Source organism: Planomonospora sp. ID91781 (genome assembly GCF_015711595.1).
GTDB lineage: Bacteria > Actinomycetota > Actinomycetes > Streptosporangiales > Streptosporangiaceae > Planomonospora > Planomonospora parontospora.
Genome location: NZ_JABTEY010000002.1, coordinates 461,259 through 487,314, shown reverse-complemented (window position 1 = coordinate 487,314; position 26,056 = coordinate 461,259). Strand labels below are relative to the sequence as shown.

The following is a 26,056-nucleotide window of genomic DNA, read 5'->3' as shown; positions in this document are numbered from 1 at the left end:
CCGGCTCAGTGGACGAAGATCGGCCCGTCGCCTGCCGGGGGTCGCCCCTTGGGCAGCGCCGCCGCGGCGGCCACCGCCACGGCGGCGGCGCCGATCGCCGCGGCCCGGTAGGCGTCGGCGAACCCACCGGCTTGTGCGGCGCCGATGCCGGTCGCGGCCAGGGTGGAGAAGACCGCGACACCGAGACCGGCCCCGAGCTCGTGGCCGGTGTTGACCAGCCCGGAGACGACACCGGCTTCCTCGTGGGCGACGTGGGTCATGGCGGTGGTGGTGGCCGTGACGAACGCCGCACCGAGCCCCAGCGCGGCCAGCACGAATCCGGGCTCGACGTCGGTCAGCACGTCCGGCCGGACCGGCAGACGCGACAGCAGCGCCATCCCGGCCGCGGTGCAGGCGAAGGCGGAGGCGGCCACGATCCGGCCGCCGACCCGGACCACCAGGCGGGAACCGAGGTGGGCGCCGGCGACCGTGGCGACGGCCACCGGCAGGAACGCCAGACCGGTCTCCAGGGCCGACAGGCCCGCCACGTGCTGCAGGTACTGCGAGGTGAGGAAGAAGGCGGCCAGCAGCAGCCCGGAAGCAGTCAGCATGACGAGGTTGCCGGTGATCACCGGACGCCGGGTGAGCAGCCCGAGCCGCACCAGCGGCGCCTGGGCGCGCCGTTCGACGACGGCGAAGGCCGCGGACAGGACCAGCCCGCCGCCCAGCGCGGCGCGGGTCCACCGGTCGCTCCAGCCCGCGTCCCCGGCCCGCAGCAGGCCGTACACGACCAGCGCCGTCGCCGCGGTGACCAGGGCCGCGCCGGTCAGGTCCAGTCGGCCGCCGCGGGCGGCCGGACCTGCGGCCACCAGGCGGGGCAGCGCCACGGCGACCAGCAGGCCGACGGGCACGTTGACGAAGAACACCCACGGCCAGCCGGGTCCGGAGGTGAGCACTCCGCCGAGCAGGACGCCCGCCGCGGCGCCGCCGCCGCCGATCGCCGCCCACACACCGAGCGCGCGGTGCCGCTCCGGTCCGTGGAAGGTGGTGGTCACGATCGACAGCGCCGACGGTGACAGCAGCGCGGCGCCCGCGCCCTGGACGGCCCGTGCGGCGATGAGCATCGGGCCCGAGCCGGTCAGGCCCGCCACCAGCGAGGCCAGCGTGAACAGGGCCAGGCCCGCCAGGAAGACGCGGCGGCGGCCGTACAGGTCCGCCAGGCGCCCGCCGAGCAGCATCAGGCCGCCGAAGCACAGGGTGTAGGCGGTGACCACCCAGGTGGCGGCGGATCGGTCGAGGTCGAGGTCGGCGCCGATGGCGGGCAGCGCGATGTTCACCACGGTGACGTCGAGGATCACCATGAACTGCGCCAGGCACAGCACGGCCAGCGCCTGCCATCGGCGCGGGGCGGGTGGGACCGCGTGGGAGGTCACGTGGGGGCGGGCGGTGGGGTGGGCCATGACGGCATGCCTCCTAATCCGAACATTGATGTTCGGATTAGACCGTAACATAATCCGAACATGCCTGTTCGGTTTACCTGTTCGGCGTTACATCCGAACAGCGAAAGAGTGCTCCTGCCTGCACATATCCATAGGAAGCAGTGCCGCGCTGCCGCTGCCGGTCCACGGTCTCATCGGCCCTGCGGTCAGCTCCTGCGGCTCTGAGCAACGCACCCGCTTGAGGAATTAAACCCATAGGGGGTATGTTACGGTCGCACGAACGGATACCCCACCGGGGTAAATAGAGAGGGGTGCACCTATGTGCACGGCATGCTCCTGCAGCACCACCGACGCCACCGCCACGCAGGCGAAGAACGGTGAGGGCACCGTCTACACGGTCACCGGCATGACCTGCGGCCACTGCGTCTCGTCGGTCTCCGCCGAGATCGGCAAGGTTCCCGGCGTGAGCGGCGTCGCGGTGGACCTGTCCACCGGCGCGGTCACCGTCGACGGCGCGGGCTTCTCCGACGAGCAGATCCGCGAAGCGGTGGAGCGGGCCGGCTACAGCCTGGCCGGTGCGACGCCCGTGGCCGCGTCCTAGCGACCAGGCCCGGAAACAGATGGTGGGCGTGCACTGGCATGCACGCCCACCGGCGGGGCCGACCTGAGATCACAACATCACACCCAACCCCCTACGACGCATCCTGCCATCTTCGGCACGGAGGCGAGAAACCAGGAGTACGGCATGAACGCCGTCAATCCCCGCAGGTGGCAGGCACTCATCGTGCTCGCCGCCGCGCAGTTCATGGTCATCATGGACACCTCCATCATCGGTGTCGCCCTGCCGGACATGCAGCGCGACCTCGGGTTTTCCCCCGGCGGCCTGCAGTGGGTGTTCAACGCCTACGTCATCGCCTTCGGCGGCCTGCTGCTGCTCGGCGGGCGGCTGTCGGACCTGCTGGGCGCCCGCAGGGTCTTCACCACCGGCTGGATCATCCTGATCGCCGGATCCGTGCTCGCCGCGGCCGCCTCCACCGCCTGGGTCGAGATCCTCGGCCGGGGGATCCAGGGCGTCGGCGGCGCGCTCATCGCCCCGGCCTCGATGACGCTGCTCATGATGCTGTTCGGCCACGACCCGCGCGAGCTGGGCAAGGCCATGGCCCTGTACGGCGCCGCCGCCCCGGCGGGCGGCACCGCCGGCGTCTTCCTCGGCGGCGTCATCACCGAGTACCTGAGCTGGCCGTGGGTCTTCATCGTCTATGTCCCGATCGGCTTGGCCACCCTGGCCGCCGTCCCCGCCCTGCTCCCGGCCGTGCAGGGCCGGCGCGGCTCGGTCGACGTGCTGGGCGCCGTCGCGGTCACCGCGGGCATCGCGCTGGCGGTGTTCGCCATCGTGCGCGCCCCGGAGCAGGGATGGAGCTCAGCCGCCACGCTGGCGGAACTGGCCGGGGCGGTCGCGCTGCTGGTGGTCTTCCTGCTCATCCAGCGCGGCGTGCGCGAGCCGCTGATGCCGCTCGCGATCTGGCGCACCCCGGGCCTGGCGGTGGCCAACCTGGCCATGGCGCTGCTGGGCGCGGCGTGGATTCCGATGTGGTATTTCCTCAACCTGTATCTGCAGCAGGTCCTCGGCTACGGCGCCTTCGCCAGCGGCGCGGCGCTGCTGCCGATGACCGTCGCCATCATGATCTTCATGATCGGTATCACCGCCCGGCTGCTCGGCCGCCTCGGCGCCAAGCCGCTCATCACCGGTGGTCTGCTGGTGCTGGCCGCCGGGGTGGCGGGCCTGTCGCTGGTGCGTCCCGACGGGGCGTTCGTCTCCGATGTGCTGCCCGCCTCCCTGGTGGCGGCGGTCGGCATGTCGCTGGCCTACATCCCGGCGATGATGTCGGCGATGTCCGGGGCGCGTCCCGAGGACAGCGGGCTGGCCTCCGGCATCGTCAACACCACCTACCAGGTGGGCTCCGCGCTCGGCCTGGCGGTCATGACCGCGATCGCCACCTCCTCCGGTGCCGACCGGTTGGGCGACCTGCCCCGGCTCACCGACGGCTTCCAGGCCGCTTTCATCGGCGCCGGGATCGTCGCGGCGGCCGGCGCGGTGCTGACCCTGGTGCTCATGCGCCGTCCCAAGCCGGCAACTGCCGAGGCGGATGCGCGGCAGGAAGCGGTACGCGCCTGATCCGGCCCGAGCGCGGGGCGCCGGTCTCCGCTCGACCGGGCCGTACGTGCCCGTCATCACGATCCCGGTACGGGCCGCGATGGCGGGCACGCGGCGGTCCGGACACCGGGTGACCGGGAGCCGGGGACGCGGATGCGCCGGTTGAAGCGGACCGGACGCACAGGACGTTGCGAGAGTCAGGGGTTACCTAACGTCTGAGGAGCCGGCGTGCTCGATGGGGCAGGCGCTGGAGAAGCGTTCGCGGTAGGCGGCCGGGGCGATGCCCAGGACCCGCTGGAAGGCGCGGCGCATCGTCTCGGCCGAGCCGAACCCGCAACGACGGGCGACGGTCTCCATCGCGATCTCCTCACCGCTTTCCAGCAGCACCTGGGCGGCTCTGACCCGGATCTGCTCGACGTAGCGGCCGGGCGTGGTGCCCACGTCCTTGGTGAAGCGGCGGGAGAAGTGCCGCGGGCTCATCATGGCGCGGGCGGCCATGGCCTCGGCGGAATGGTCGGCGGCCGGATCGCGGGCGACGGCCTCCATGGCCTGGCGCAGGGCCTGGTCGCCGATGTCGGTGGGGCGGGCGCTGGTGGCGAACTGGGCTTGCCCGCCGGGCCGGCGCAGGTAGACCAGGAACAGCTTGCCGATCCGCCGGGCCAGGTCGGCGCCGTGGTCTTCCTCGATGAGCGCCAGGGACAGGTCGATGCCCGCAGTGGTCGCGGCGGCGGTGGAGATGCGGCCGTCGCGCACGACGATGGCGTCGGCGTCGACGCGGACCCCGGGGAACAGGGTGGCCAGCTCGGCGCACGAGGACCAGTGGGTGGTGGCGCGCCGTCCGTCGAGCAGCCCGGCGGCGGCCAGGACGAAGGCGCCGGTGCACACCGAGGCCACCCGCCGACAGTGGCCGGCCAGTCTGCGGACCTGCTCGACCAGGGCCCTGGCCTGGCCGCCGGCATCGGTGGCCACCTCCTCGTCCCCGCCGGCCACGATCAGGGTGTCGATCGAACCGGTGAGGTCGGCCAGGGCGACATCGACCGCGATGCGCACGCCGCCGACGGCCCGGACCGGCCGGCCGTCGGGGGAGGCGACGCGCACGGTGTAGGCGCCGGTCTGCTCGGCCGCCTCGCTGAACACGTCCACCGGACCGGCCAGGTCCAGCAGTTGCACCCCGTCATAGACGGCGATCACCACCAGGCGGCTGCCGGTGGAGGCGCGGTCGGTCGCTGCGTCGTTCACGACCGACAGCTTGGCGGCACCGCCTGCCCGTCCGCAATGACGTGCACCCCCCCGATCCGGACACGGCGGTGATGTCCGGATCGGGGGGACGCGTGTCATTGCGGCCAGCGGTGAAGCCTCAGCAAGCTTGGGGCACCGAGAACGGCGGCGTGCCCCGCTCCTTGAGCGGCAGGGCATCGCACTGACCCGGTTTCCCGTCGGCGCTCTTCATCGGAGCACCGGCCCGCATATACCCCCTATCGGTAAAAGCTTCGAGGAGTTCACTGTGACCACCACGATCGCGATCACCGGCTCGGGCAGCCCGAGCCGCGCCATCGTCTGCCATCTCCATGGGCACTGACCGGGGACGGGGCATGCCGGCCGTACGAGAGCTGACCCGCCCCGACGATGTGGCCACACTGGCCGGTGGCGACCCCTTCACCGTCTGGGCGGCGCAAGGCCTGGGTCCGGCCGTGCGCGCCTGGTCCTGCGGCGAGGCCGTCGCGGTGGCCAGCCCGGACCTGGTCGGCCAGGACCGGCTGGCCGTGTGCGGGCCGGCCGGGCAGGTGGCCGTCCTCGTCCGGCACGCGCTGACCGAGAGCGGCCCCTCCCACGCCGTCAGCGGCGATCACGACCTGGTCGTCGAGGTCGCCGACCGGCTGGGGTTGAGTGCGTGCGAACCGGTGGGGTGGATGGACACCAGGCATCCGCCCGAGGGCGACACCTCACCCCAGGCCCGGTGGCTGCCCCCTGATCGGGACCGCGACGTCGACGCCCTGCTCGACATCGGGTTCCCCTCCTCCTTCGCCCGCCCGGGCGGACGCGGGGTCCGCCGGTGGGCCGCGATCACCGGTCCCGGAGGCGGCCTGCTGGCCGCGGTGGCCGAGGCGTGGACGGTTGCGCAGGTGGGCTTCATCGGAGGCGTCGTCACCCATCCGGCGCATCGGGGCCGGGGTCACGCCTCAGCGGTGTGCGGCCTGCTCCTGCGTGACCTGCTCGCCGAGCACGACCGGGCCGCTCTGCTGGTCGATCCGGCCAACACCGCGGCCATCGGCCTGTACCGGCGGCTGGGGCTGCGGCCCCGGGCCGTGGTTTCGGCCGCGGCCGGCGATCTGTGGCCCCGCGCCTGCGCGTCGCGGCACCCGCTGCGCCGACCGACCCCGGGCGCCTTCGACCCGGCGGCAGCAGATCCTCAAAACATCGGAATACGGTAGGGGGGTATAGTGTTATGCGGGTCGAGACGCGAACGACCGGAGGCGAGGACATGGCGGGATACAGCCACGACAAGCAGGACCACCTCAAGCGGCTGCGCCGCATCGAGGGCCAGGTCCGCGGCCTGCAGCGGATGGTCACCGAGGACCAGTACTGCATCGACATCCTCACCCAGGTCTCGGCCGCCAACCGCGCCCTGCAGTCCTTCGCCCTGGCCCTGCTGGAGGAGCACATGGCGCACTGCGTGGCCGACGCCACCGCCAAGGGCGGCGCCGAGGCCGAGGCCAAGGTCAAGGAGGCCTCCGAGGCCATCGCCCGCCTGGTGCGCTCCTGACCCCCGGAAGCACCCGTTCGATCAGCAACGACAAGGAGTGATCATCATGACCACCACCATCTACACCGTCGCCGGCATGACCTGTGGCCACTGTGTCAGCTCCGTCACCGAAGAGGTCGGCGCCGTGCCCGGCGTCACCGGTGTCGACGTCGACCTGGCCACCGGCCGGGTGAGCGTCGACAGCGACGGCCCCGTCGACGACGCCGCGATCGTGGCGGCCGTCGCGGAGGCCGGATACGAAGTGGTGGCCCCGTCGTGAACACCCCCGCCAAGCTCGGGGCCTACGTCCTCGGCCTCGCGGTGGTTTTCGGCGGGGCGCTGGGCGTCGGCAGCGCCGTCGGCGCCGCCGACACTCCGCCCACCGCGCCATCCCACACCGTTCACGGAGCCTCGAGTGCGGCTCCCAGCCGGTCCGCCACGGCAGCGGCTCCGGCGTCCCTGCCCGGAGGGCTGCAGATGTCCGACAGCGGCTACACCCTCACCCCCGACACCACGACGATCACGCCCGGTGAGGCCACCGACTTCCGGTTCACCGTCACCGGCCCCGACGGCCGCCCGCTCACCGGTTACCAGACCCAGCACGGCAAGAAGCTGCACCTCATCGTGGTCTCCCGCGACCTGGGCGACTACCGGCACCTGCACCCGGCCATGGAGGCCGACGGGACCTGGTCGGTGAAGCTGACCCTGCCGCGCGCGGGCGTCTACCGGGCGTTCGCCGACTTCGCCCCCGACGGGGGCCACGGGCTGACCCTGGGAGCCGACCTGCACGCCGCCGGCGACTACACGCCCCAGGCGCTGCCCGAGGTGAGCCGTACCGCCACCGTCGACGGCTACACGGTGCAGCTGGACGGCGACCTGATCCCCGGCGCCTCCAGCACGCTGACGCTGACGGTCAGTAAGGACGGCGAGCCGGTCACCGACCTGCAACCGTATCTGGGCGCCTACGGCCACCTGGTCGCATTGCGCGCCGGCGACCTGGCCTACCTGCACGTGCACCCCGACGGCGAACCCGGCGACGGCACGACCGCGGCCGGCCCGGGCATCACCTTCCACGCCGAGGTGCCCAGCCGCGGCGACTACCGCCTCTTCCTGGACTTCCAGCACGAGGGAGTCGTGCGGACCGCGGCCTTCACCGCCCGCGCGGGCCAGAGCCCGGCACCGGCGGCGACCGCCGGCCCCACCGGCGCGACCTCGACCCCCGCACCCGCGCCCTCACCCGGTAAGCCCGGCTCGCACGGCGAGCACACCCACTGACCCGCGCGACGCGAGAAAGGAACGGTGACCTTGATGTCCCCCGTGACCGACGACAGGCCGCCGACCGCCACCGGCGCGGTCGAACTCTCGATCGGCGGCATGACCTGCGCGTCCTGCGCCAACCGGATCGAACGCAAACTCAACAAGCTCGACGGCGTGACCGCGACGGTCAACTACGCCACCGAGAAAGCCAAGGTCACCTTCCCCGAGGGCCTCGACCCGCAGACGCTGATCGAGCAGGTGGAGCAGGCCGGATACACCGCCGCGCTGCCCGCCCCGCCCGCCGGCGGCACCGCCGAGACCGCCGGCGCGCAGGAAGAAGCCGACGAGCTCGCACCGCTGCGCGCCCGCCTGATCACCTCCATCGTGCTGGCCGTGCCGGTCATCGCGATGGCGATGATCCCGCCCCTGCAGTTCACCCACTGGCAGTGGCTCTCGCTCACCCTGGCCGCGCCCGTCGTGGTCTACGCCGGCTGGCCGTTCCACAAGGCGGCCTGGACCAACCTGCGCCACGGCGCCGCCACCATGGACACCCTGGTCTCGCTCGGCACCATCGCCGCGCTCGGCTGGTCGCTGTGGGCGCTGTTCTTCGGCACCGCCGGCACGCCGGGGATGACCCACCCGTTCGCGTTCACCATCGAGCGCACCGACGGCTCGGGCAACATCTACCTGGAGGCCGCCGCCGGGGTGACCGCGTTCATCCTGGCCGGCCGCTATTTTGAGGCCCGCTCCAAGCGCCGCGCCGGCGCCGCCCTGCGGGCCCTGCTGGAACTCGGCGCCAAAGACGTCGCCGTGCTGCGCGGCGGCACCGAGGTCCGCGTCCCCAGCGACCAGCTGACGGTCGGGATGCGGTTCGTGGTCCGGCCCGGCGAGAAGATCGCCACGGACGGCGTGGTCGAGGAGGGCTCCTCGGCGGTCGACGCCTCCATGCTCACCGGCGAGTCCGTGCCGGTGGAGGTCCGGCCCGGCGACGCCGTGGTCGGCGCGACCGTCAACGCCGGCGGGCGCCTGGTGGTGCGCGCCACCCGCGTCGGATCCGACACCCAGCTCGCCCAGATGGCCAAGCTGGTGGAGGACGCCCAGACCGGCAAGGCGGCCGTGCAGCGCCTGGCCGACCGAATCTCCGGCATCTTCGTCCCCATCGTGATCGCGCTGGCCGTCGGCACGCTCGGCTACTGGCTCGGCACCGGCGACGGCGCCGGGGCGGCCTTCACCGCCGCGGTCGCCGTGCTGATCATCGCCTGCCCCTGCGCCCTCGGGCTGGCCACCCCGACCGCGCTGCTGGTCGGCACCGGCCGCGGCGCCCAGCTCGGCATCCTGATCAAGGGCCCCGAAGTCCTGGAGTCGACCCGGAAGATCGACACCGTCGTGCTGGACAAGACCGGCACCGTCACCGAGGGCAAGATGACCCTGGTGGAGGTGCACCTGGCCGACGGCGAGGACGCCGAGGAGGTGCTGCGCCTGGCCGGCGCCCTAGAGCACGCCTCCGAACACCCCATCGCCCAGGCGATCGCCCGCGGCGCGGCCGAGCGGGTGGGCGCCCTGCCCTCACCCGAGGACTTCGCCAACGTCGAAGGCCGCGGCGTGCAGGGCGTCGTCGACGGCCACGCCGTCCTGGTCGGACGGCCCACGCTGCTGGCCGAGTGGTCCCAGCACCTGCCCGCCGAACTGGAGCGGGCGCTGGAGCGGGCGCAGGCCGCGGGCCGTACCGCGGTCGCCGTCGGCTGGGACGGAGCAGCGCGCGCCGTCCTGGTCGTCGCCGACACCGTCAAGCCGACGAGCAAGGAGGCGATCGGGCAACTGCGCGCCCTGGGCCTGACCCCGGTGCTGCTCACCGGCGACAACGAGGCCGTCGCCCGCACGGTCGCGGCCGAGGTCGGCATCGCCGAGGTGATCGCCGAAGTGCTGCCCGCCGACAAGGTGGACGTGGTCAAGCGGCTGCAGGCCGAAGGCAGGTCGGTGGCGATGGTCGGCGACGGCGTCAACGACGCCGCCGCCCTGGCCCAGGCCGACCTCGGCCTGGCCATGGGCACCGGCACCGACGCCGCCATCGAGGCCTCCGACCTCACCCTGGTCCGCGGCGACCTGCGGGTGGCCGCCGACGCGATCCGCCTGTCCCGGCGGACCCTGGCCACCATCAAGGGCAACCTGTTCTGGGCCTTCGCCTACAACGTGGCCGCCCTGCCCCTGGCCGCGCTCGGCCTGCTCAACCCGATGATCGCCGGCGCGGCGATGGCGTTCTCCAGCGTGTTCGTGGTCACCAACAGCCTGCGCCTGCGCGGCTTCAAGTAAAAGTCGCCGCAAACGAGTGGGGCCCTCTCCCGGACCGGGAGAGGGCCCCACTCGTTTGCGGTATGAACGACGGTCTGCCGCACCCCGACAACCTGCAGCAGCTGAGCGGTCCATGGGTCCAGGCAACCTTTCAGCACCCCCCGTGCTCCTGCTTCCGCTACGTCCGGCGGGTCCAGTGGGGAGGACGATCGCTCAACGGCGGCCCCGGCTCCGGCGCCGCCTCGGTTGAGGACGCCTTTGTCTTCCGTTGGAGGGTCTTCTTTCCTATGACTCCTGCCGTCCGCCGTACCGGCCGTTCCGGCATGCTGGCCGCCGCTGTAGGGCTGGCCCTGGCCACCGGGACGACCGTCACCGGCGGCGTCGCACAGGCGGACAACGAGCAGCAGGTCATGCTGAAGGGGTCTACCACCGCCTCCTACTTCTGGGATGACGGCTCCGGCCGGGCCGGGGACACCGGGCTGCCGGCGTCGGGCAAGCCCATGCAGAAGGGCCTGGCGGCCTCCCCGTCCTGGCCCCTGATGACTGAGGGCTACGTCGTCTACAAGGGGAAGAAGGCGCCGTTCTTCGTGGGCGACCGCGGCCCGGGAGAGCCCTCCACCCGCGGCATCATGCTGGATCTGGACGCCAAGACCTTCGCCGACCTGACCGGCGGCACCTTCGACCCGGACACGCTGACCGTGCGGGGCAACGGCGGCCTCGGCCACATCGAGGTCGACTACGTCATCACCGCATGGGGCTCGGGTGTCGGCAAGAAGAACCACCCGGTCCCGTTCTCCACCCGCGCCTGGTCGATCAAGGACACCGACCCCGCCGAGCCCATGACCCTTCCGGCCGCGCCCAAGGCCGGACCGGAGAGGACCACGGCCCCTCCGGTGGGAGGCGTCCCGGCCGGAACGAAGATCCCGGCGGCGTCCCCCACCCCGAAGCAGGCCACCGGGAGCGGGACTGCCGCTTCTTCGACCGCCGACGACTCCGGTGGCATCCCCGTCGCGGTCATCGTCGCGGTCCTGGGCGCGGCCGCCGGAGGAACGGCCATCGGCAGGCGGCTCCTGAACCGGCGTCTGACCGGCCGAGATGGCTCACCGGCGCCGAGGCGCTCCTTCTCGCGCCGGCGGGCGCGGGGACGGCACCGGAGCGCGGGTGGTCGCCAAGCACGCCTTCACTGAACCCCCACCTGGGCGGTGCGTTCCGCCGTGCCCTCGGTCAGTAGACCGAGATGTGCGGGTGGTCGTAGTGGTTGGCGGTGACGCCGCCGCGGTCCGACATGGTCCGCCAGGTGCCGGTGCGCACGTGCCAGATGCGCTGGCGGAAGATGACGTACATGATGCCGAGTCTCCGGGCGTTCTCGACCGCCCAGGCGGAGATCTCGTTGCCCCGCCGGGTCTCGGCCGCCGTCGGCATGGCGCCCCCGCTGCTGAGCATGAAGTCGCAGGCCCGCCCCAGCGGATGCTCCCCGCCCCCGGCGATGCCCCCGTCGACCCGGTAGCAGCCGATCCCGAACCGGGAGCCGAAACGCTGCGCGATCAGCTGCCGGACCAGCCGCATCCGGGGGGTGATGTGGTCCGGCCCGGACGGCAGCTGGGGCACCCAGGTGCCGTCGGCCCGGCGGATCCCGGGGGTCGGGTAGAGCAGGTCTATCTTGTCCTTGATCTGCTCGATCAGCTCCTCTGCCCGCTTCTTGTCGTCGTCGAGCTCCTCGAGCGCGTCGCGGAGCTCGGCGGCGCGCTCCCGCGCCGACTCGCGGGCCCGCAGGTGGGCGTCGCGCACCTCGGTGAAACTCCGCAGCCTGGCGTCCTGGTCGGCGACGACCTGCCGGGTGAGGGCCAGGCGGTCCAGCAGGGCGGTGGCGTCGGCCTCGCCCACCAGCGCCGCCACCGACGTCAGGCCACCGGTGCGGTACCGCTCGGCGGCCAGCAGGCGGATCTCCTGCGCGGCCAGGTCGAAGTTCCGCTGCGCGCGCTCCAGGTTGCCGCGGGCCACCTTCTCCACCCGCTCGACCTTCTGCAGCTGGACGCGTCCCTCGTAGTACTCGGCGATCAGGGTCTCCGACCGCTTCTGCAGCTGGGCCAGTTCCTTGCGGAGCTGCTTGGCGCCCGGCTTGGGCGCGGCATGGCCCGCCGAGGTCGCGCCCAGGCACAGGGGCACCGCGACGAGCGAGGCGAGCAGGGCCCGGAGCGCATCGCGGTACCGCTCCCCGCGGAGTGCCGCCGCCACGCTTCCCCTCTCCTCGAAGACAAAGGGCGCACCTCACCTGGCTGTCGCATCGAGAGCCCTCAGTCCGATGGAGGATAGTAGGGGATTGCAGTGGTTGTGGCGTAAATGGGAGCGAATCTGACGGAGGTGGTGATTCGCGATAGGTCTTCAGGTCGGGAGCGTCTGGGATTTCCGGCCGGGTGTCAGCCGCTTCGACCGGTCGAGCGCGAAGACGGCCGTTGCGCAGACGGCTCCGGTCGCGAGCAGCCCCCACCAGGCGAGACCGGGAACTCCCACGGCGCGGCCGGCATCGAGCACTGCGCCGGTCAGTAGGTTGCCCGCGGCGATGCCGATTCCCGACAGCGTGTTGTAGAAGCCGTAGTAGGTGCCCATCATGCGCTCCCCGCCGAGGGCGGCGACGGTCGCCATCTCGAACGGATAGACGATCATGGTGGCGATGCTGAGCAGACCGCTCGTCACGAGCACCGGCGCCAGCGCCAGCGCGTGCGCCCACCAGGACACCGCGTCCGGCGAGGGGACCATGGATGCCGTCAGGGCGAGCGGCAGGAACGACGCAGCCATCAGCCACAGACCCCGGACCATCGCCTGACCGGGTGTCCAGCGCCGTTTGGCCCAGGCGGTGATGCGGACCTGCCCGACGATGGCCAGCCCACCCGAGAGCATGAACAGCAGCGTGACACCGAGCTCGCCTCCGGTCACCCGGCGGACCTCGATGGGCAGGCCCAGGTAGACCTGGAAGTTGAGCACGTAGGAACCGATCATCGCCAGGGAGAACAGCAGGAAGGCGCGGTTGCCGATCACCTGGCGCCAGTCGTGCAGCAGACCGGTCGGCGCACCCGATCTGCCCCCGGCGCGGCCCGGCAGGGCGCGAACCTGGACGACGGCCAAGACAGTGAACAAAGCAGCGGCGACCAGGCAGAGGAGGCGGAAGGCCACACCGCCCAGCACCAGCCCGACCAGCGGGCCGACCAGGATGCCCGTCTGGTAGAAGACGTTGAAGACGGCGAACGCCTCCACTTTGCGCTCGCCCGCCTCTTGAGCCAGATAGGCGCGGGCCGCCGGATTGAACAGGGCTCCGGCCAGGCCGGTCAGCACGGAGGCGACGATCAGCCACGGCACCGATTCGGCCAGACCGAACAGTGCGAACCCGACACTGCGCAGCGCCAGCCCCGCCATGATCATCGGTTTGTAGCCGATCCGGTCGGCCAGGCTCCCGCCGAGCAGGAACATGCCCTGCTGGCTGAGATTGCGGATCCCGAGGATGAGCCCGACCAGCCAGACCGCCATCCCCAGACCGCTGGACAGGTACAGGGCCAGGTAGGGCATCAGCATGTAGAAGCCGATGTTGATGGTGAGCTGGTTGATCAGCAGTAGCCGGATCGGTCGGTTGAACGAGCGGACCTGGGCGACGGTGGCCTTCATGCGCGGCCCGCCAACGGGTCGAGCACCGTCTCGCAGCGCGTCCACCGCATCACCTCGGTGTCGGCCGGATGCGCGATCGTATCGGGTTCAGGCGCGGGCTTGGCCCCGAGCAGTCCGCGTTCGGCGCAGTAGGCGTCGTTGTAGACGGTGTCGAAGTAACGCTCGGGGCCGTCGGGGAAGACCGCGGCGATCCGGGTCCCGGGGGGTTCGGTGCGGGCCAGCCAGGACGCCACCAGGGCGACTGCCCCTACGCTCCATCCGCCGGTGGCGTACCTGGCCTCGGCGAGCCGGCGGCAGGCCCAGACGGCTTCGCCGGGAGCCACCCAGTGCACCTGGCTGAAGGCGTCGTAGGCCACGTTGCGCGGGTGGATGCTGCTGCCCAGGCCACGCATGAGCCGGGTGCGGGCGGGCTGGCCGAAGATGGTCGAGCCGACGGTGTCGACGCCCACCAGGCGCAGGCCCGGGCAGCGCTCCCGAAGCACGCGGAAGATCCCGGCGCTGTGGCCGCCGGTCCCGACGCTGCACACCAGCACGTCGATGTGGCCAAGCTGGTCGGCCAGCTCGCCGGCGAGGCCCGCGTAAGCGAAGACGTTGTCGGGGTTGTTGTACTGGTCCGGGCTGTAGGCGCCCGGGTAGCACGCCAGCAGCTCGCCGACCCGCCGGCGGCGCGCCTGCTGCCAGCCGCCGGTGGAGTGCGGCGCGGTGACCGTCTCGACGCGGGCGCCGTAGGCGTACAGGAGCCGCTGCATCAGCGGTTCCATGCCCGGGTCGCTCACCAGCGTCACCGGGTGGTGGTAGACGATGCCGGCCAGCGCGAGGCCGAGGCCGAGCGTTCCGCTGGTCGACTCGATGATCGGCCGTCCCGGCTCCAGGTCCCCGCGCAGCCGCGCCTGCTCGATCATGTGCAGTGCGGGCCGGTCCTTGATGCCACCGGGGTTGTAACCTTCCAGCTTGGCGTGGAAACCGCGTTCTGTGCCGTTCCACAGCTCCGGTATCCACAGGACCGGAGTGCCGCCGACCAGATCGGCGGGTGATGTGGTCGTCACAGATCGTGTCGGTGCAGCCCAAAGTTGAGGGCGGGTGCTCTTCATCGGACGTTCCCCTGCAAGGCGCGATTGTGCGAGTCGGATGGAGTCGATGACGTGCGAGCGCCGAGCAGTGCGAAGGACGCGATCGTCGCTCAGATGCCTTCGGTGTGACGCGGCACGCAGTGAGCCTCTACACCCGTGACTGGCAGATGAGCGTGAGCAGATGAGCGCCGGATGGGCTCGATGGCAGTGAGGTCCGGTCGGTGTCAGGCCGTGCCACCGCAGAAGCGTTCTCCTGCGCAAGGAGGGGTGAAAGCAGCCAACCGCTGGTCAACGCCGGAAGCGGTGAGGTGGCATCCCGGTGGCTGGAGGCGGTCTGCATGGGCATGTCGCAGGGAAGCGATTGCTCATGGTGACCGAGCGGGGAATGACCATGGTCGTGGGCCAGGGCGATCGAGGAGGACGCGGGAGGGCTCTGCGCGTGCCCGTGGGGCCCGATGGTGCATACGACCAGCAAGAAGGTGAGAAGCATCACGAGCATGCCGATCCCGTGCCTGGAGGCCGCGACCAAGCGGGCAGGCAGAGAGTCGGTGGATGCAGTCACAACTCCCACCGTATATCGCTTTGATAAACGTCAGGTATCTCTTCTGTAAATGCAGCTTCAATAGTGCGGCGGGTGGATGCGAGAAAGGACCCGCTGCCGATCGGCATGGCCGCATGGATCTACGATCGAAGGTCGTAGACTGGAGAGGGTACCCGGTTGGTTGTGAAGGCGCAGGAGGAGGCGATGGGCGACGTGGTCCGCCGGTCCGCCGCGCGCGCGGCCCGCTGGACGCTGCTCGTCGCGCTGGTGGTCGGCGTCGCCGGAATGCACACCCTGGGGCACCTGGACCATGGGCGCGGCCACGGCGGTCACGGCGGCCCGGTGTTCGCCGGGCCTGTGCTCGATCACGCATCCGCCTCGATCCACGCTCCGGCCGCCCCCGGGACGGCCGCTTCGATCCGGTGGACGACCGATCCCGGAGACGGCCCGCCGGGCTTGGATCCGACCTCGGTCTGCCTGGCCGTCCTGAGCGCACTGCTGCTGTTCCTGGTTGCGGCCGGTCGGGCGCGGATGCGGCCGTCGACTCGGGCCGCCACCCGCCCCGGTCAGGCGCCGCTGGTGACCCGGCCGCCGCCGCAGCCGGTCGCGGTGCGTCTGGCCTGCCTTTCGGTTCTGCGCATATAAGCCGGCCGCCGAGACGGGCGAGGCATCTGACCCCTGCCCGCAGCCGATGCGCGACCAGGCACAACGAACCGGAAAGAGACAACCGCGATGTTCACCACCCGATTCACCGTCCGCAAGCTCGCGCTGACCGCCGCGACGGCGGCCGGCACCATGGCGGTGCTGACCGCCTGCGGCAGCGGCGGCGACGACTCGATGGTCGGCCATGACGGCATGACCAGCAGTGCCTCGGCTCCCGCTCCCGCCGCCACGACCGCGAGCGTGCAGCCGACGGCCGACTTCAACGACGACGACGTCATGTTCGCCCAGATGATGATCCCGCACCACGAGCAGGCCGTGGAGATGGCCAAGCTTGCCGAGACCCGGGCCGCCGATCCGGAGATCAAGGAGCTCGCGGCGAAGATCCAGGCCGCCCAGGACCCGGAGATCGCCGCCATGACCGGCTGGCTGACGGCGTGGGGCAAGGCCACCATGCCGGAAGGAGAACACGGCGGGCACGGCATGCCCGGCATGATGACCGAAGAGGACATGGTCAAGCTCCAGCAGGCCAAGGGCGCGGCGTTCGACCGGATGTTCGCCGAGTTGATGATCGCTCACCACAAGGGCGCGATCGAGATGGCCAAGACCGAGCAGGAGCGGGGCGTCAACCCGGCGGCCCGGCAGCTCGCCGCCACCATCGAGACCGCCCAGCAGGCCGAGATCGAGCAGATGAACAAGATCCTCGAGCGGCTGTAAGGCCCGCCGAACGGGGTAGGGTCCAGCAGACCTGGGCCCTACCCCGTGTGACGCGACCGATAGAAAAGGCCACACCACCTACCCCAACGAGCGGAATCGGCCACGGAGGCAGAGACCGCGTCAGCCGGAAAGAAGGATGAGGTACAGGCGGGCCGGGGCGGCATTCCGGGAAGGAAATCCCGCCACGCTTATACATGATTTCCTGAATTCAGGATTCTGTGTACTATCACGGTATGTTGACGATCGCCCCCGAGATCGAGGTCCTGGCCCGGTTCGGCCGCGCGCTGGCCGACCCGATCCGCTGCCGCATCCTCCTGGCGCTGCGTGAGGCCCCCGCCCACCCGGCCGAACTGGCCGAAGCGCTGGCCATCTCCCGCACCCGCCTGTCCAACCACCTGGCCTGCCTGCGCGACTGCGGCCTGGTCGTGGCCGTCCCCGTCGGCCGGCGCACCCGCTACGAACTGGCCGACGCCCGCCTCGGCCACGCCCTAGACGACCTGCGCACCGCCGTGGTCGCGGTCGCCGCCGACGCCGAACGCACCTGCGCCGCCGTCGCGACCGAGGACTGCTGCTGATGGCCGTCCTCTCCGCCGGCCCCGCTCCGGCCCGCCGCGCCGTGCTGACCCGGCGCATCCGGCTGCTGATGGCCGCCACCATCACCTACAACGTCATCGAGGCCGCCGTTGCCATTACCGCCGGCGCCCTGGCCTCCTCGGCGGCACTGATCGGGTTCGGCCTGGACTCGATCGTGGAGGTCGCCTCGGCCGCCGCGGTGACCTGGCAGTTCTCCGCCGCCGACCACGAACGGCGGGAGAAGACCGCGCTGCGCGTCATCGCGGTCTCCTTCTTCGCGCTGGCCGCCTACGTCGGCGTGGAGGCCGTCCGGGCCTTGCTCGGCACCAATGAGGCGGACCATTCCACGCCCGGGCTGATCCTGGCCGCGCTCAGCTTGGCCATCATGCCGCTGCTGTCGTCCGCCCAGCGCCGCGCCGGGCGCGAACTCGGCTCGGCCTCGGCGGTGGCCGACTCCAAGCAGACCCTGCTGTGCACCTACCTGTCGGCGGTGCTCCTGGTCGGTCTGGCCGTCAACAGCCTGTTCGGCTGGTGGTGGGCCGACCCGATCGCCGCCCTGGTGATCGCCGCCGTGGCGGTCAAGGAAGGCCGCGAGGCCTGGCGCGGGGACGCCTGCTGCGGTCCAGCCACCGCCCTGGTCCCCGCCACCGTTCCCGTATCCGGTTCGGCTACCTCCAGCGGGTGCGGCGACGGCTGCTGCACCACCGACGCCGCCGACGCCACCGGCAAGGAGTGATCATGGCAGTTACCGCGCTCATCGTGTACCTGGTGGCGATGGGCCTGGCCTTCGGCTGGCGCACGTTCGCACACTGGCGCCGCACCGGCGACAGCGGCCTGCGCCTGAACGCCGGTCCGGCCGGCTCGATCGCCTGGTGGGCCAAGACGGCGTTCGTGGCCGCGATCATGCTGGGCCTGGCCGGGCCACTCGCCGCCATCACCGGCCTGGCACCCCTGGCCGTTCTCGACTCCCCGCTGGCCGCGGCCGCCGGCGTGGTGATCGCCATCGGCGGCACCGTGGCCACGTTGGCTGCCCAGCTGGCCATGGGTGCCTCCTGGCGGATCGGCGTGGACGCCGGCGAGCGCACCGATCTGGTCACCGGCGGCCCGTTCGCCCTGGCCCGCAACCCGATCTTCACCGCGATGGTCACCACCAGTGCCGGGCTGACGCTGATGGTGCCCAACCCTGTGGCGCTCCTCGCTTTGGTGGTGCTGGTGGCCGCCATCGAGCTGCAGGTGCGCGCGGTGGAGGAGCCCTATCTGCTGGCCGCTCACGGCCGCGCCTACCAGAGGTATGCCTCGCAGGTGGGCCGCTTCGTGCCCGGCCTGGGCCGCCTGCCCGGCCCGGACACCATCGCACGGGCGGGGGGATCACCCCCGGCCCGCGGCCACTGAAGTCGTTCACCCCAGCAACGAAGGAGCATTTCGTGGGCAGCAACCACGCATCCGGTCACGGTCACGGTCACGGGCACGGGCAGCTGAGTCCGACCGGCCGCCACCGCGGGCGCCTGGTCGGCGTGCTGGCCATCACCGGCACCGTCATGCTCGTGCAGGTGGCCGGGGCACTGGCCTCGGGCAGCATCGCGCTGCTGGCCGACGCCGGGCACATGCTCACCGACAGCGCCGGCATCGCCCTGGCCCTGGCGGCCATCGTCCTGGCCGCCCGCCCGGCCACCTCGAGGCGCACCTTCGGCCTGGCCCGGGCCGAGATCCTGGCCGCGGCCGTCAACGCCGCGGTGCTCTTCGGCCTCGGGGCGTACGTGCTGTACGAGGCGGTCTCCCGCCTGGTCTCGGCGGAGGCTCCGCACCTCGCCACCGGCTCCATGCTGCTCTTCGGCGTCGTCGGCCTGGTCGGCAACCTGGCCTCGATGCTGGTGCTGATCGGCGTGCAGGGCGAGAGTCTCAACCTGCGCGGCGCCTTCCTGGAGGTGGCCACCGACGCGCTCACCTCCGTGGGCGTCATCGCCGCCGCGATCGCGGCCCACCTGACCGGGTTCACCCGCGCCGACGCCGTCGTCGCGGTGCTGATCGGCCTGCTCATCGTGCCGCGCGCGCTCAAGCTGCTGCACGCGGCCGTCAACGTGCTCCTGGAGGCCACCCCCGCCCACCTGGACCTGGACCAGGTCCGCGCGCAGCTGCTGGCGGTGCCGCACGTACGGGCCGTGCACGACCTGCACGCCTGGACCGTCACCTCGGGCCTGGCCGCGCTCAGCGCGCACATCGTCATCGACGACGAGTGCTTCACCGACGGCCACGCCCCGCGGCTGCTGGACGTCCTGCAGGAGTGCCTCAAGGACCGTTTCGACCTGCACCACGCCACCCTGCAGCTGGAGTCGCCGGCCCACGCCCGGCACGAGCAACCCGCCCACGCCTGACGGCCAAGGGCTCCCCCGGACCGACCGGTCCGTCCTCTGGTCAGGCCCGCACCCGGCAGGGCTCTCGGGTCTCAGCCTGAGTAGGCCGGGTGGCCGAACCCGACGATGGTGTCCATGGTGCGCGTGCGCGCGATCACCTTGTCGCTGATGTTGCCCTCCACCGTGGAGACCGAACCGTCGGGGTTCACGCCGGTCACCAGGCCGACGTGGTCGATGGCCGAGATGTTCTTGGAGCCGCCCCAGTCGAAGAAGACGAGGTCGCCGACCTGCGGGGCGCGGTCGAAGCGGCCCTGCTTCTTGAACCACTGCGCGTGCCAGGGGGTGTAGGCGTAGATGCCCATCGCATCCTGCGCGCCGTGCTCGACGGCCACCCACGCCAGGAACATGTCGCACCAGGGGGCGGCGGCGAACCCCTTCTGCTTGGTGTACTTGTCGTACCACTTGCCGTAGAAGGACGTGCCGTCCGCGGCCTCGCCCTCGCCGACCTTGCTGAGGGCGGTGGCGATGAGCTGCTGGACCTTGGTGCCTGCGGTCAGCGGCGCGGCCGGTCCGGAAAGACCCTTTGCCTGGGACCGGTCCGGCATCTGCAGCTCTGGGAGCTGGTCCGGCGCCGCAAGCGCGTCGCTTCGGCCATCGGTGGTCAGGTTCTGATCGGGCGACTGGATGACCTCACTGCGCGGCTGGGCCGGTGCTGAGGTCTCGGGGGCCGGGGCCTGAGACGGCATCGTCCCCTGCTCGATCATCGCGATCTGGGCTTCGATCTCGGCGATCCGGGTCTGCATCTGCGAGAAGGGAGCCGCGCCGGAGTCGCTGTCGGTGATCGACGGGATGTCGGCTGCATGAGCCGTCCCAGCGGACAGGACGGTGAAGCTTGCCATGCCGGCGACGATCAGGCTGATGGACAGGCTCTGGCGGCCGAAGGCGTGCGACAGAACGGGCAACGGTACGTTCCTTTACTGACCTGCGCGGGGAAAGGGCTCTCATGACGCGGGACACGAAGCTCCTGCCGGTACGGCGTAAGCCACAGCCGCCCTCTCCGGCCACGCGTCAAGGCGTGGTCGTGCAGGAACAGCCCGGGGTCATCCTGTTGTCGCCTGGACATTCGACTACGGCAGATAGTTCCTGAGGAAAGTCAGGGATTCGATTCGCTGACCCCGATAGGAGGCGGGGAGTGGAGCTGCCGTCCCCCGGGGTGCGGGGCGGAATCCGCTGCAGGGCACCGCAGAGACAGTGGCGTGCATCATCGAAGCCGGTGTTCGTCCCGCACCCTTGCTGCAACCGTCATGAGCAGGCGGAGAGGCTCTCATGCGCAAGTGAAACCGCATCCAGGTGAGTGCGGGCGCGGCCGGGAACTGGGGCATCCGGATGGGCAAGACCTTGCGATCGTGCGGCCGGAAGATCTTACGGACAGCCCTGGCCAAGGTAGAGCTTTCGGACGTTATGTGACGTTTTATTCATCTTGCCGACACGCATCTACTACATCGCATCGTAACGTCTGATGATCTGCCTTCATCGGGAAGACGGCCCGCCTGCCGTCGGATCCCGCGCCGGCCCAGACGCCTCCGCCGGGGGAACCGGGGACCCATCGCGCGAACCCGCGGACCTTTCCACGAGCGCGCAGGGTGAATCCGTCCCGTCGGCGGTAGGGCGACTCTTGGCCCGAACCCGTCAGTTCGCCCGGTAGGCGGTCACGAAAAGGAGAGACGCGAGTGAAGCACGCCGGTTCCTCACCGCAGGCTGCGCCGTATGGGGCGCCTCATCGGGCGTCCGACCGTAAACAGCCGCTGGACGGCGATCACCTGACCGAGCCGCCGACGTGCCGCCCCGCTACGTCGGCCTGCTGTGTCGATGGCCCACAATGGTGCGCGGACAACGCCGTCCCTCATGCAAGGAGCTCCCCCGACGTGTCGCATCCACCTCCCGGCCCTGCAGCCGTGCTCACCGCGCTGGCCGGCTACGGCGAGCGCTACCGGCTGCAGGACGGCCTGGACGCGGGCGAGGACTGGGTCGCCGCCGACCGGCTGCTGGACCCCGCCTCCGAGGAGCTGACCCGGGTGCTCGAAGCCGAGCGGACCGCCAGCGGACAGGTGTCGGCGCACGCCACGGCGCTGACCGTGATGGCCGTCTACGCGGGCACGGTCACGGCTCCCGCCCTGCTGGCCTGGGCACTGTACGGTGAGGTGCTGGATGTGCGGCCGGACAACGTGGCGCTCCGGCTCGACGACCACCACGGGTTCGGCGCCGTCGCGCTGCGCCGCCCCCGGCTGGCCGAGACCTCACAGATGACCGCGGACGTACGGCTGAAGCTGCTGGTCGGCCAGGTGCTCGATGAGCACCTGTTCCCGCTCGCCGATGCGCTGCGGGTGCGCAGCCGCGCGGGCCAGCGCCAGCTGCACGGCGGAATCGCCCAGGGGTGCGCCGCGGCGTTCGGCGCCGCGAGCAGGACGCCCGGGGCCGACGTCGACCTGCTGCACCGTTCCCATGATGCCTTCCTCGCCGCCTGCCCGCCGGGGCTGGGCGGGCTGGGGGAGATGGTCCGGCTCTCCGAGGGCGGCAGGGAGGGCTTGTTCTACCTGCGCCGGACGTGCTGCCTGTTCTACACCGCCGTCCATGGAGAGAAGTGCGCCAGCTGCTGCCTGGACAGTGTCGAGGACCGCGTCTGCGCCTACCGCCGGGTCCTCGCCGGCGCGGCGAGCTCGCACTGATCCGGCCCCGGCCTCCGGCTGCGATCAGTGACGACGCGGCGCCCGCGGACGGAACGGGGGCGGTCGGAGAAGGTGCGGGCGTGCGGCTCAGCTGAGGGCGGGCCGGTAGACGACGGAGAAGCCGCGTCCTCCGTCCGTTGATTCCAGGACGGTCCCGTCCTGCAGCGCCGCAAGGAGACGCTGCCGGTCGACGGCGGTGAAAGCCGCGGCCTGGCCGGGCAGGCGGCCTGCGGCCTGCCACGTTGCGCCGCCGTCGGCGCTGGCGTGCACACGGCCATCGGCGCCGACCCCCACCAGGTCGTCTTTGCCGAGCGCGTCAAGGTGGGACAACAAAGGGGAGCCGGCGAGCCCGGCGAAGGTCAGGCCGCCGTCCTTGCTGACCTGCACTCCCTCGGAAGTGGTCGCGTGGACCCGGTTCGGCTCCTCCTCGTGAGCGGCCAAGTCGATCACTTGCAGCGCGGCTCCCGGCGCCCAGCCTTGGCCTTCATTGCCGCTGCGCCGCACCTGCCCGCTCTGGCTGTCGTAGGCGTACAGGGTCGTCCCCGCCGGTGCGATGGCGTGGAAGTCGGCGATGCCTGCCTGCGAGACCGTGCTCCAGGTGAGGCCGGCGTCCGTGGTGCGGATCAGGCCCAGGTGCGGGGAGCCGCCGGATGGGACGTCGTTCGCCGCGGGGTGCCCGCTGGCCAGGAAGGTCTTCGGCCCGATCACGATGAAGCCCATGTGATCCTGAACGCGATCGGCGACCCGCCGGGCAGTGTCGGTGGAACGGACCTGGAACAGGCCGTAGTGCCCGGCGATGTAGATCGTGCCGTCGGCCGGGTCGACCCCCAGCCCGTGAACGTGACCGATCCCAGGATCGGCGGCATCGGCGGTCTGCGTGGACGGCTGTGCGGCGCATGCCGTACCGGACAGCAGCGCGAGCGCCAGGACGGCGCCTGCGCGCACACGACGATGCCGGTCGATCGAGGCCATGGCATGATGCTACCGCCATCTACTATCCATCATCGTAGAAGGTGCGGTGTCTAGAAGATCGAAAGCGTATGGCAGTGGTGGGCCAGCAGCGACGCCACACCCGGGATCGCGGCCACGACCGCAGGACCGGCGAGCAGCAGAGCGACAGCGGCCAAGCCGGCCAGGCGCTCCTTGCGGCCGAGGGGAGCGGCCGGATTGAGCATGCGCTTGACCCGGGTCAGCGCCGTCTCGCCACCGGCACCCAGCATGAACGCCGGAGTCCTGCCGGTGGCCAGCCGTACCAGGGCGGCGGCGATGTGGATGCGCGGATGCTGGCGGGCAGCGACATCGTCGGCGAGCAACTCGACCAGCCGGGTGACCTCGGTGCGGGCCTGGGCGAACAGCGGCAGGCGGGGAAAGGCGACGAAGAAGGCTTCAGCGGCGGCCAGCACGAGATGGTGACGCCCCCGCAGATGGGCCCGCTCGTGGGCGAGCACGGCGGCGATCTGCTCGGGAGCCAGGGACTGCAGAGCCGCGGTCGTGATGACCGTCCTGCCCTGCCGTCCGGGCAGGCAGTAGGCCGCGGCCTCGTCGTGCTCCAGTACCACCGCTTCCAGATCACCGTCGTGGCGGCCGAGGATGTTCAACATGTCGGCGTGCCGCCGGCGTTCGCGCTGTGCACGGACGAGCACGGCCGCCCCGCAGTAGACCACCCTGCCTGCGACCAGAGCGGCACCGAACAAAGCGGCGCGGGCGCCCGTGGAGATGGCGGCTTCTCCATCGGTGAGCAGCTCCGCGCATGCCTCGAAGAACGCGGCCAGCCCATGCCCGACCACGGAGGCCGGAACCGCGGCGGCGAACGCCGCGAAGAGACCGGAGGCGACCACCGAGACGCACGCGGCCAGCCATACGGAGATCGCCAGTCGCGGAGCACGCTCGGCCCACGCGCCGCGGTCGAGCAGCCGGGGCAGCCAGGCCGCGGCGACGACGGCGTACGACGCCAGGATCACGGCGGCGATCATGCGCGGCCCTTGGTCGGATACACTTTGAGCGCGGCCTCGAGCGCTTCGGACTCCTCCGGGGACAGCCGCTCCAGGAAGTGCACCAGCGTGGCCGCCTGGTTGCCGCCGGAGGTGAGCGTGGCACGCATCAGCTCGGCGGTGTAGGCCTCCTTGCTGGCCACCGTCTCGTAGACATACGCCCGGCCGACCTGTTTACGGCGCAGCAGGCCCTTGGTGTGCAGTTTGTCCATCACCGTCATGACCGTCGTGTAAGCGATCTCCCGATCGCGGCGCAGATCGTCGAGCACATCCCTGACCGACGCAGGCCGGTGATACGACCACAGGCGATCCATGATCGCGGACTCCAGGTCTCCCAGACCACGCATCGTGTGCGTCTCCCCTCTGCCTGCGGATAGTTCAATGCTACCGGCCGTCGTAGGTGCCGGCAGGTGCTCGATCCTCCGCGGGAGAAGGCGGCCTGGGCGGAGCTGAGTGATCCGCTGCGGCGGCACCGGCCTGGCAGTGCGCTGCTTACGAACCCGGCGGCGCGATGATCACCGGCCATTGTCGACCCATCGCCGACCCTCCATAGTAGGTTCCCTGCTCGCCGGGATCCCGCCCCGGTCCGGCCATCGGCGGGCGGCGGATCCGCCGGTGGCGCCCCTCGGGGAAGATCGGCTTGCCCGATACCCCTATGGGGTATATCTTGAAGCGTGTCAGTCCTGATCGACGAAGGAGCTCACCATGTCGGAACCGACGCACCACTCAGGGCACGAGATGCACCACGGTCATGGGCAGCCGGAGGGACACCATGGACACGGGGGACACGACCACCACGCCCACGCGGGCCATGATCAGAAGACCACCTGGAAGATGGCCGCCTCGGCCACCCTGCACTGCCTCACCGGCTGCGCGATCGGCGAGGTCCTCGGCCTGGTGATCGGCACCGCCCTGGGTTGGTCCACCGCGCCCACCATCATCCTGGCCGTCGCCCTGGCCTTCTTCTTCGGTTACCTGCTCACCCTGATCCCGCTGCGCCGGGCCGGCGTGAACTGGGGCACCGCGATCAAGCTGGCGCTGGCCGCCGACACCGTCTCGATCATCGTCATGGAGATCGTCGACAACGGCGTCATGCTGGTGATCCCCGGCGCCATGGACGCCGGCCTGACCACCGGCCTGTTCTGGGGCGCCCTCGCCTTCGCCTTCCTGGTGGCCTTCCTCGTCACCACTCCGGTCAACAAGTGGATCATCGGCCGCGGCAAGGGGCACGCCGTCGTCCACGCCTACCGCCACTGATCCCCCGGCCGGCCGACGACGAGACGGAGACCCATGGACGGACTCGACCGCCGGGTGCGCCGCACCCGGCGAGCCGTACAAGACGCCCTGGTCGACGCGATCGTGGACAAGGGCTACGACGCCGTCACCGTCACCGACCTGATCGAGCGAGCCGACATCGGCCGCTCGACCTTCTACTCCCACTTCACCGGCAAGCAGGACGTCCTGTTCCACACCATCGACGAACTCGTCGACCAGTTGGGATCCGCTCGGCCGGCCACGCCGGAGGAGATGTTCACCTTCAGCCTCCCCCTGCTGGAGCACGTCGACGAGCAGCGGCACCTGGTCCGCGCCTTGCTGGGGCCGCGCGGCGGAGCGGCCGTGCACGCCCGTATCCGGTACGTCCTGTCATCGATCATCCGTACCGAACTGCTGGCCGCCCTGCCGCCGGACACCCCTGCTCCCGCTGACCTGGACCTGGCCGTCACCTGCGCCGCCGGCGCGTTCATGGCCCTGCTCACCCGCTGGGTGGAGGACGGCACGGCCGAGACTCCCGCACGGATGGACGCCGTCTTCCGTACGGTGCTGACGAAAGGCGTCGCGGCGGCATTGGCAGGCGCCCGCGAGGGGGAGTAGCAGCCCTCGGCACAGCGGATCCCGGTTCCCGAACAG

26 protein-coding genes and 1 riboswitch are annotated in these 26,056 nt (G+C 71.3%); of the genes, 17 read left to right on the top strand and 9 right to left on the bottom strand.

What is annotated here, in order from left to right; translation table 11 throughout:
• Positions 1-5: 5 nt before the first annotated feature.
• Complete coding sequence (locus HS048_RS21470; protein ID WP_196468424.1) at positions 6-1,439, bottom strand: MFS transporter; 1,434 nt, start codon at positions 1,437-1,439, stop codon at positions 6-8.
• A gap of 298 nt (positions 1,440-1,737) precedes the next feature.
• Here HS048_RS21470 and HS048_RS21465 point away from each other — a divergent pair, with 298 nt between their 5' ends.
• Together HS048_RS21465 and HS048_RS21460 are read left to right on the top strand one after the other, a co-directional pair.
• Complete coding sequence (locus tag HS048_RS21465) at positions 1,738-2,019, top strand: heavy-metal-associated domain-containing protein (protein WP_196468423.1); 282 nt, start codon at positions 1,738-1,740, stop codon at positions 2,017-2,019.
• Positions 2,020-2,163: 144 nt separating this feature from the next.
• Positions 2,164-3,594: an MFS transporter gene (locus HS048_RS21460; protein WP_196468422.1), complete on the top strand. Its 1,431-nt coding sequence runs from the start codon at positions 2,164-2,166 to the stop codon at positions 3,592-3,594.
• Between the two features lie 183 nt (positions 3,595-3,777).
• Here the strand turns inward: HS048_RS21460 and HS048_RS21455 are convergent, their stop codons facing one another.
• Positions 3,778-4,812, bottom strand: coding sequence for a DJ-1/PfpI family protein (locus tag HS048_RS21455; protein ID WP_307832580.1), 1,035 nt, complete (start codon positions 4,810-4,812; stop codon positions 3,778-3,780).
• Between the two features lie 353 nt (positions 4,813-5,165).
• Here HS048_RS21455 and HS048_RS21450 point away from each other — a divergent pair, with 353 nt between their 5' ends.
• From HS048_RS21450 to HS048_RS37395, 6 genes are all read left to right on the top strand, one after another.
• Positions 5,166-6,005 carry a GNAT family N-acetyltransferase gene (locus tag HS048_RS21450; RefSeq protein WP_196468420.1) on the top strand — a complete coding sequence of 280 codons (840 nt, stop codon included), beginning with the start codon at positions 5,166-5,168 and terminating at the stop codon, positions 6,003-6,005.
• A 50-nt stretch (positions 6,006-6,055) separates the two neighbouring features.
• Positions 6,056-6,337 carry a metal-sensitive transcriptional regulator gene (locus HS048_RS21445; RefSeq protein WP_196468419.1) on the top strand — a complete coding sequence of 94 codons (282 nt, stop codon included), beginning with the start codon at positions 6,056-6,058 and terminating at the stop codon, positions 6,335-6,337.
• 46 nt (positions 6,338-6,383) lie between these two features.
• A complete protein-coding gene (locus HS048_RS21440) occupies positions 6,384-6,596 on the top strand; it encodes a heavy-metal-associated domain-containing protein (RefSeq protein ID WP_196468418.1) in 213 nt (70 codons plus the stop codon).
• Positions 6,593-7,591, top strand: coding sequence for a hypothetical protein (locus tag HS048_RS21435; RefSeq protein WP_196468417.1), 999 nt, complete (start codon positions 6,593-6,595; stop codon positions 7,589-7,591). Before HS048_RS21440 ends, HS048_RS21435 begins: the two co-directional genes overlap by 4 nt.
• A gap of 33 nt (positions 7,592-7,624) precedes the next feature.
• Positions 7,625-9,883: a cation-translocating P-type ATPase gene (locus tag HS048_RS21430; protein WP_196468416.1), complete on the top strand. Its 2,259-nt coding sequence runs from the start codon at positions 7,625-7,627 to the stop codon at positions 9,881-9,883.
• A 266-nt stretch (positions 9,884-10,149) separates the two neighbouring features.
• Positions 10,150-11,049 carry a hypothetical protein gene (locus HS048_RS37395; protein ID WP_374058787.1) on the top strand — a complete coding sequence of 300 codons (900 nt, stop codon included), beginning with the start codon at positions 10,150-10,152 and terminating at the stop codon, positions 11,047-11,049.
• A gap of 37 nt (positions 11,050-11,086) precedes the next feature.
• Here the strand turns inward: HS048_RS37395 and HS048_RS21420 are convergent, their stop codons facing one another.
• The 3 genes from HS048_RS21420 to HS048_RS21410 form a co-directional block, all read right to left on the bottom strand.
• On the bottom strand, positions 11,087-12,097 hold the full coding sequence (locus HS048_RS21420; protein ID WP_196468415.1) for a hypothetical protein: 1,011 nt from the start codon (positions 12,095-12,097) through the stop codon (positions 11,087-11,089).
• A 147-nt stretch (positions 12,098-12,244) separates the two neighbouring features.
• Positions 12,245-13,519: an MFS transporter gene (locus HS048_RS21415; RefSeq protein WP_196468414.1), complete on the bottom strand. Its 1,275-nt coding sequence runs from the start codon at positions 13,517-13,519 to the stop codon at positions 12,245-12,247.
• On the bottom strand, positions 13,516-14,565 hold the full coding sequence (locus HS048_RS21410; RefSeq protein WP_307832579.1) for a PLP-dependent cysteine synthase family protein: 1,050 nt from the start codon (positions 14,563-14,565) through the stop codon (positions 13,516-13,518). Before HS048_RS21410 ends, HS048_RS21415 begins: the two co-directional genes overlap by 4 nt.
• Positions 14,566-15,313: 748 nt before the next feature.
• Here HS048_RS21410 and HS048_RS21405 point away from each other — a divergent pair.
• From HS048_RS21405 to HS048_RS21380, 6 genes are all read left to right on the top strand, one after another.
• Complete coding sequence (locus HS048_RS21405; protein ID WP_196468412.1) at positions 15,314-15,775, top strand: DUF6153 family protein; 462 nt, start codon at positions 15,314-15,316, stop codon at positions 15,773-15,775.
• A gap of 87 nt (positions 15,776-15,862) precedes the next feature.
• Positions 15,863-16,507, top strand: coding sequence for a DUF305 domain-containing protein (locus tag HS048_RS21400; protein WP_196468411.1), 645 nt, complete (start codon positions 15,863-15,865; stop codon positions 16,505-16,507).
• 233 nt (positions 16,508-16,740) lie between these two features.
• On the top strand, positions 16,741-17,082 hold the full coding sequence (locus tag HS048_RS21395) for a helix-turn-helix transcriptional regulator (protein ID WP_196468410.1): 342 nt from the start codon (positions 16,741-16,743) through the stop codon (positions 17,080-17,082).
• Positions 17,082-17,816, top strand: a complete 735-nt coding sequence (locus HS048_RS21390; protein ID WP_196468409.1) for a cation transporter — start codon at positions 17,082-17,084, stop codon at positions 17,814-17,816. The genes HS048_RS21395 and HS048_RS21390 overlap by 1 nt, the downstream gene beginning before the upstream one ends.
• Positions 17,817-17,818: 2 nt before the next feature.
• Entirely contained in the window at positions 17,819-18,472 is a 654-nt protein-coding gene (locus HS048_RS21385) for an isoprenylcysteine carboxylmethyltransferase family protein (RefSeq protein WP_196468408.1), read from the top strand.
• A 32-nt stretch (positions 18,473-18,504) separates the two neighbouring features.
• Positions 18,505-19,452, top strand: a complete 948-nt coding sequence (locus HS048_RS21380) for a cation diffusion facilitator family transporter (protein ID WP_196468407.1) — start codon at positions 18,505-18,507, stop codon at positions 19,450-19,452.
• Positions 19,453-19,523: 71 nt separating this feature from the next.
• Here HS048_RS21380 and HS048_RS21375 read toward each other — a convergent pair whose 3' ends face one another.
• Positions 19,524-20,393: a CHAP domain-containing protein gene (locus tag HS048_RS21375; protein ID WP_196468406.1), complete on the bottom strand. Its 870-nt coding sequence runs from the start codon at positions 20,391-20,393 to the stop codon at positions 19,524-19,526.
• A 606-nt stretch (positions 20,394-20,999) separates the two neighbouring features.
• Positions 21,000-21,154, top strand: a riboswitch (cyclic di-AMP (ydaO/yuaA leader).
• A gap of 202 nt (positions 21,155-21,356) precedes the next feature.
• Between HS048_RS21375 and HS048_RS21370 the strand changes: the two genes are divergently transcribed.
• Entirely contained in the window at positions 21,357-22,157 is an 801-nt protein-coding gene (locus tag HS048_RS21370) for an IucA/IucC family C-terminal-domain containing protein (protein ID WP_196468405.1), read from the top strand.
• 87 nt (positions 22,158-22,244) lie between these two features.
• Here the strand turns inward: HS048_RS21370 and HS048_RS21365 are convergent, their stop codons facing one another.
• The 3 genes from HS048_RS21365 to HS048_RS21355 are packed head-to-tail and all read right to left on the bottom strand — an operon-like array spanning position 22,245 to position 24,495.
• A complete protein-coding gene (locus HS048_RS21365; RefSeq protein ID WP_196468404.1) occupies positions 22,245-23,129 on the bottom strand; it encodes a F510_1955 family glycosylhydrolase in 885 nt (294 codons plus the stop codon).
• A gap of 50 nt (positions 23,130-23,179) precedes the next feature.
• Positions 23,180-24,130: a M56 family metallopeptidase gene (locus HS048_RS21360; protein ID WP_196468403.1), complete on the bottom strand. Its 951-nt coding sequence runs from the start codon at positions 24,128-24,130 to the stop codon at positions 23,180-23,182.
• Positions 24,127-24,495: a BlaI/MecI/CopY family transcriptional regulator gene (locus HS048_RS21355; RefSeq protein WP_196468402.1), complete on the bottom strand. Its 369-nt coding sequence runs from the start codon at positions 24,493-24,495 to the stop codon at positions 24,127-24,129. Before HS048_RS21355 ends, HS048_RS21360 begins: the two co-directional genes overlap by 4 nt.
• Positions 24,496-24,853: 358 nt before the next feature.
• On the opposite strand from HS048_RS21355, the gene HS048_RS21350 reads away from it, so the two are divergent.
• Both HS048_RS21350 and HS048_RS21345 read left to right on the top strand, forming a co-directional pair.
• Positions 24,854-25,405, top strand: a complete 552-nt coding sequence (locus HS048_RS21350) for a DUF4396 domain-containing protein (protein ID WP_196468401.1) — start codon at positions 24,854-24,856, stop codon at positions 25,403-25,405.
• Positions 25,406-25,438: 33 nt separating this feature from the next.
• Entirely contained in the window at positions 25,439-26,020 is a 582-nt protein-coding gene (locus HS048_RS21345; protein ID WP_196468400.1) for a TetR/AcrR family transcriptional regulator, read from the top strand.
• Positions 26,021-26,056 lie beyond the last annotated feature (36 nt).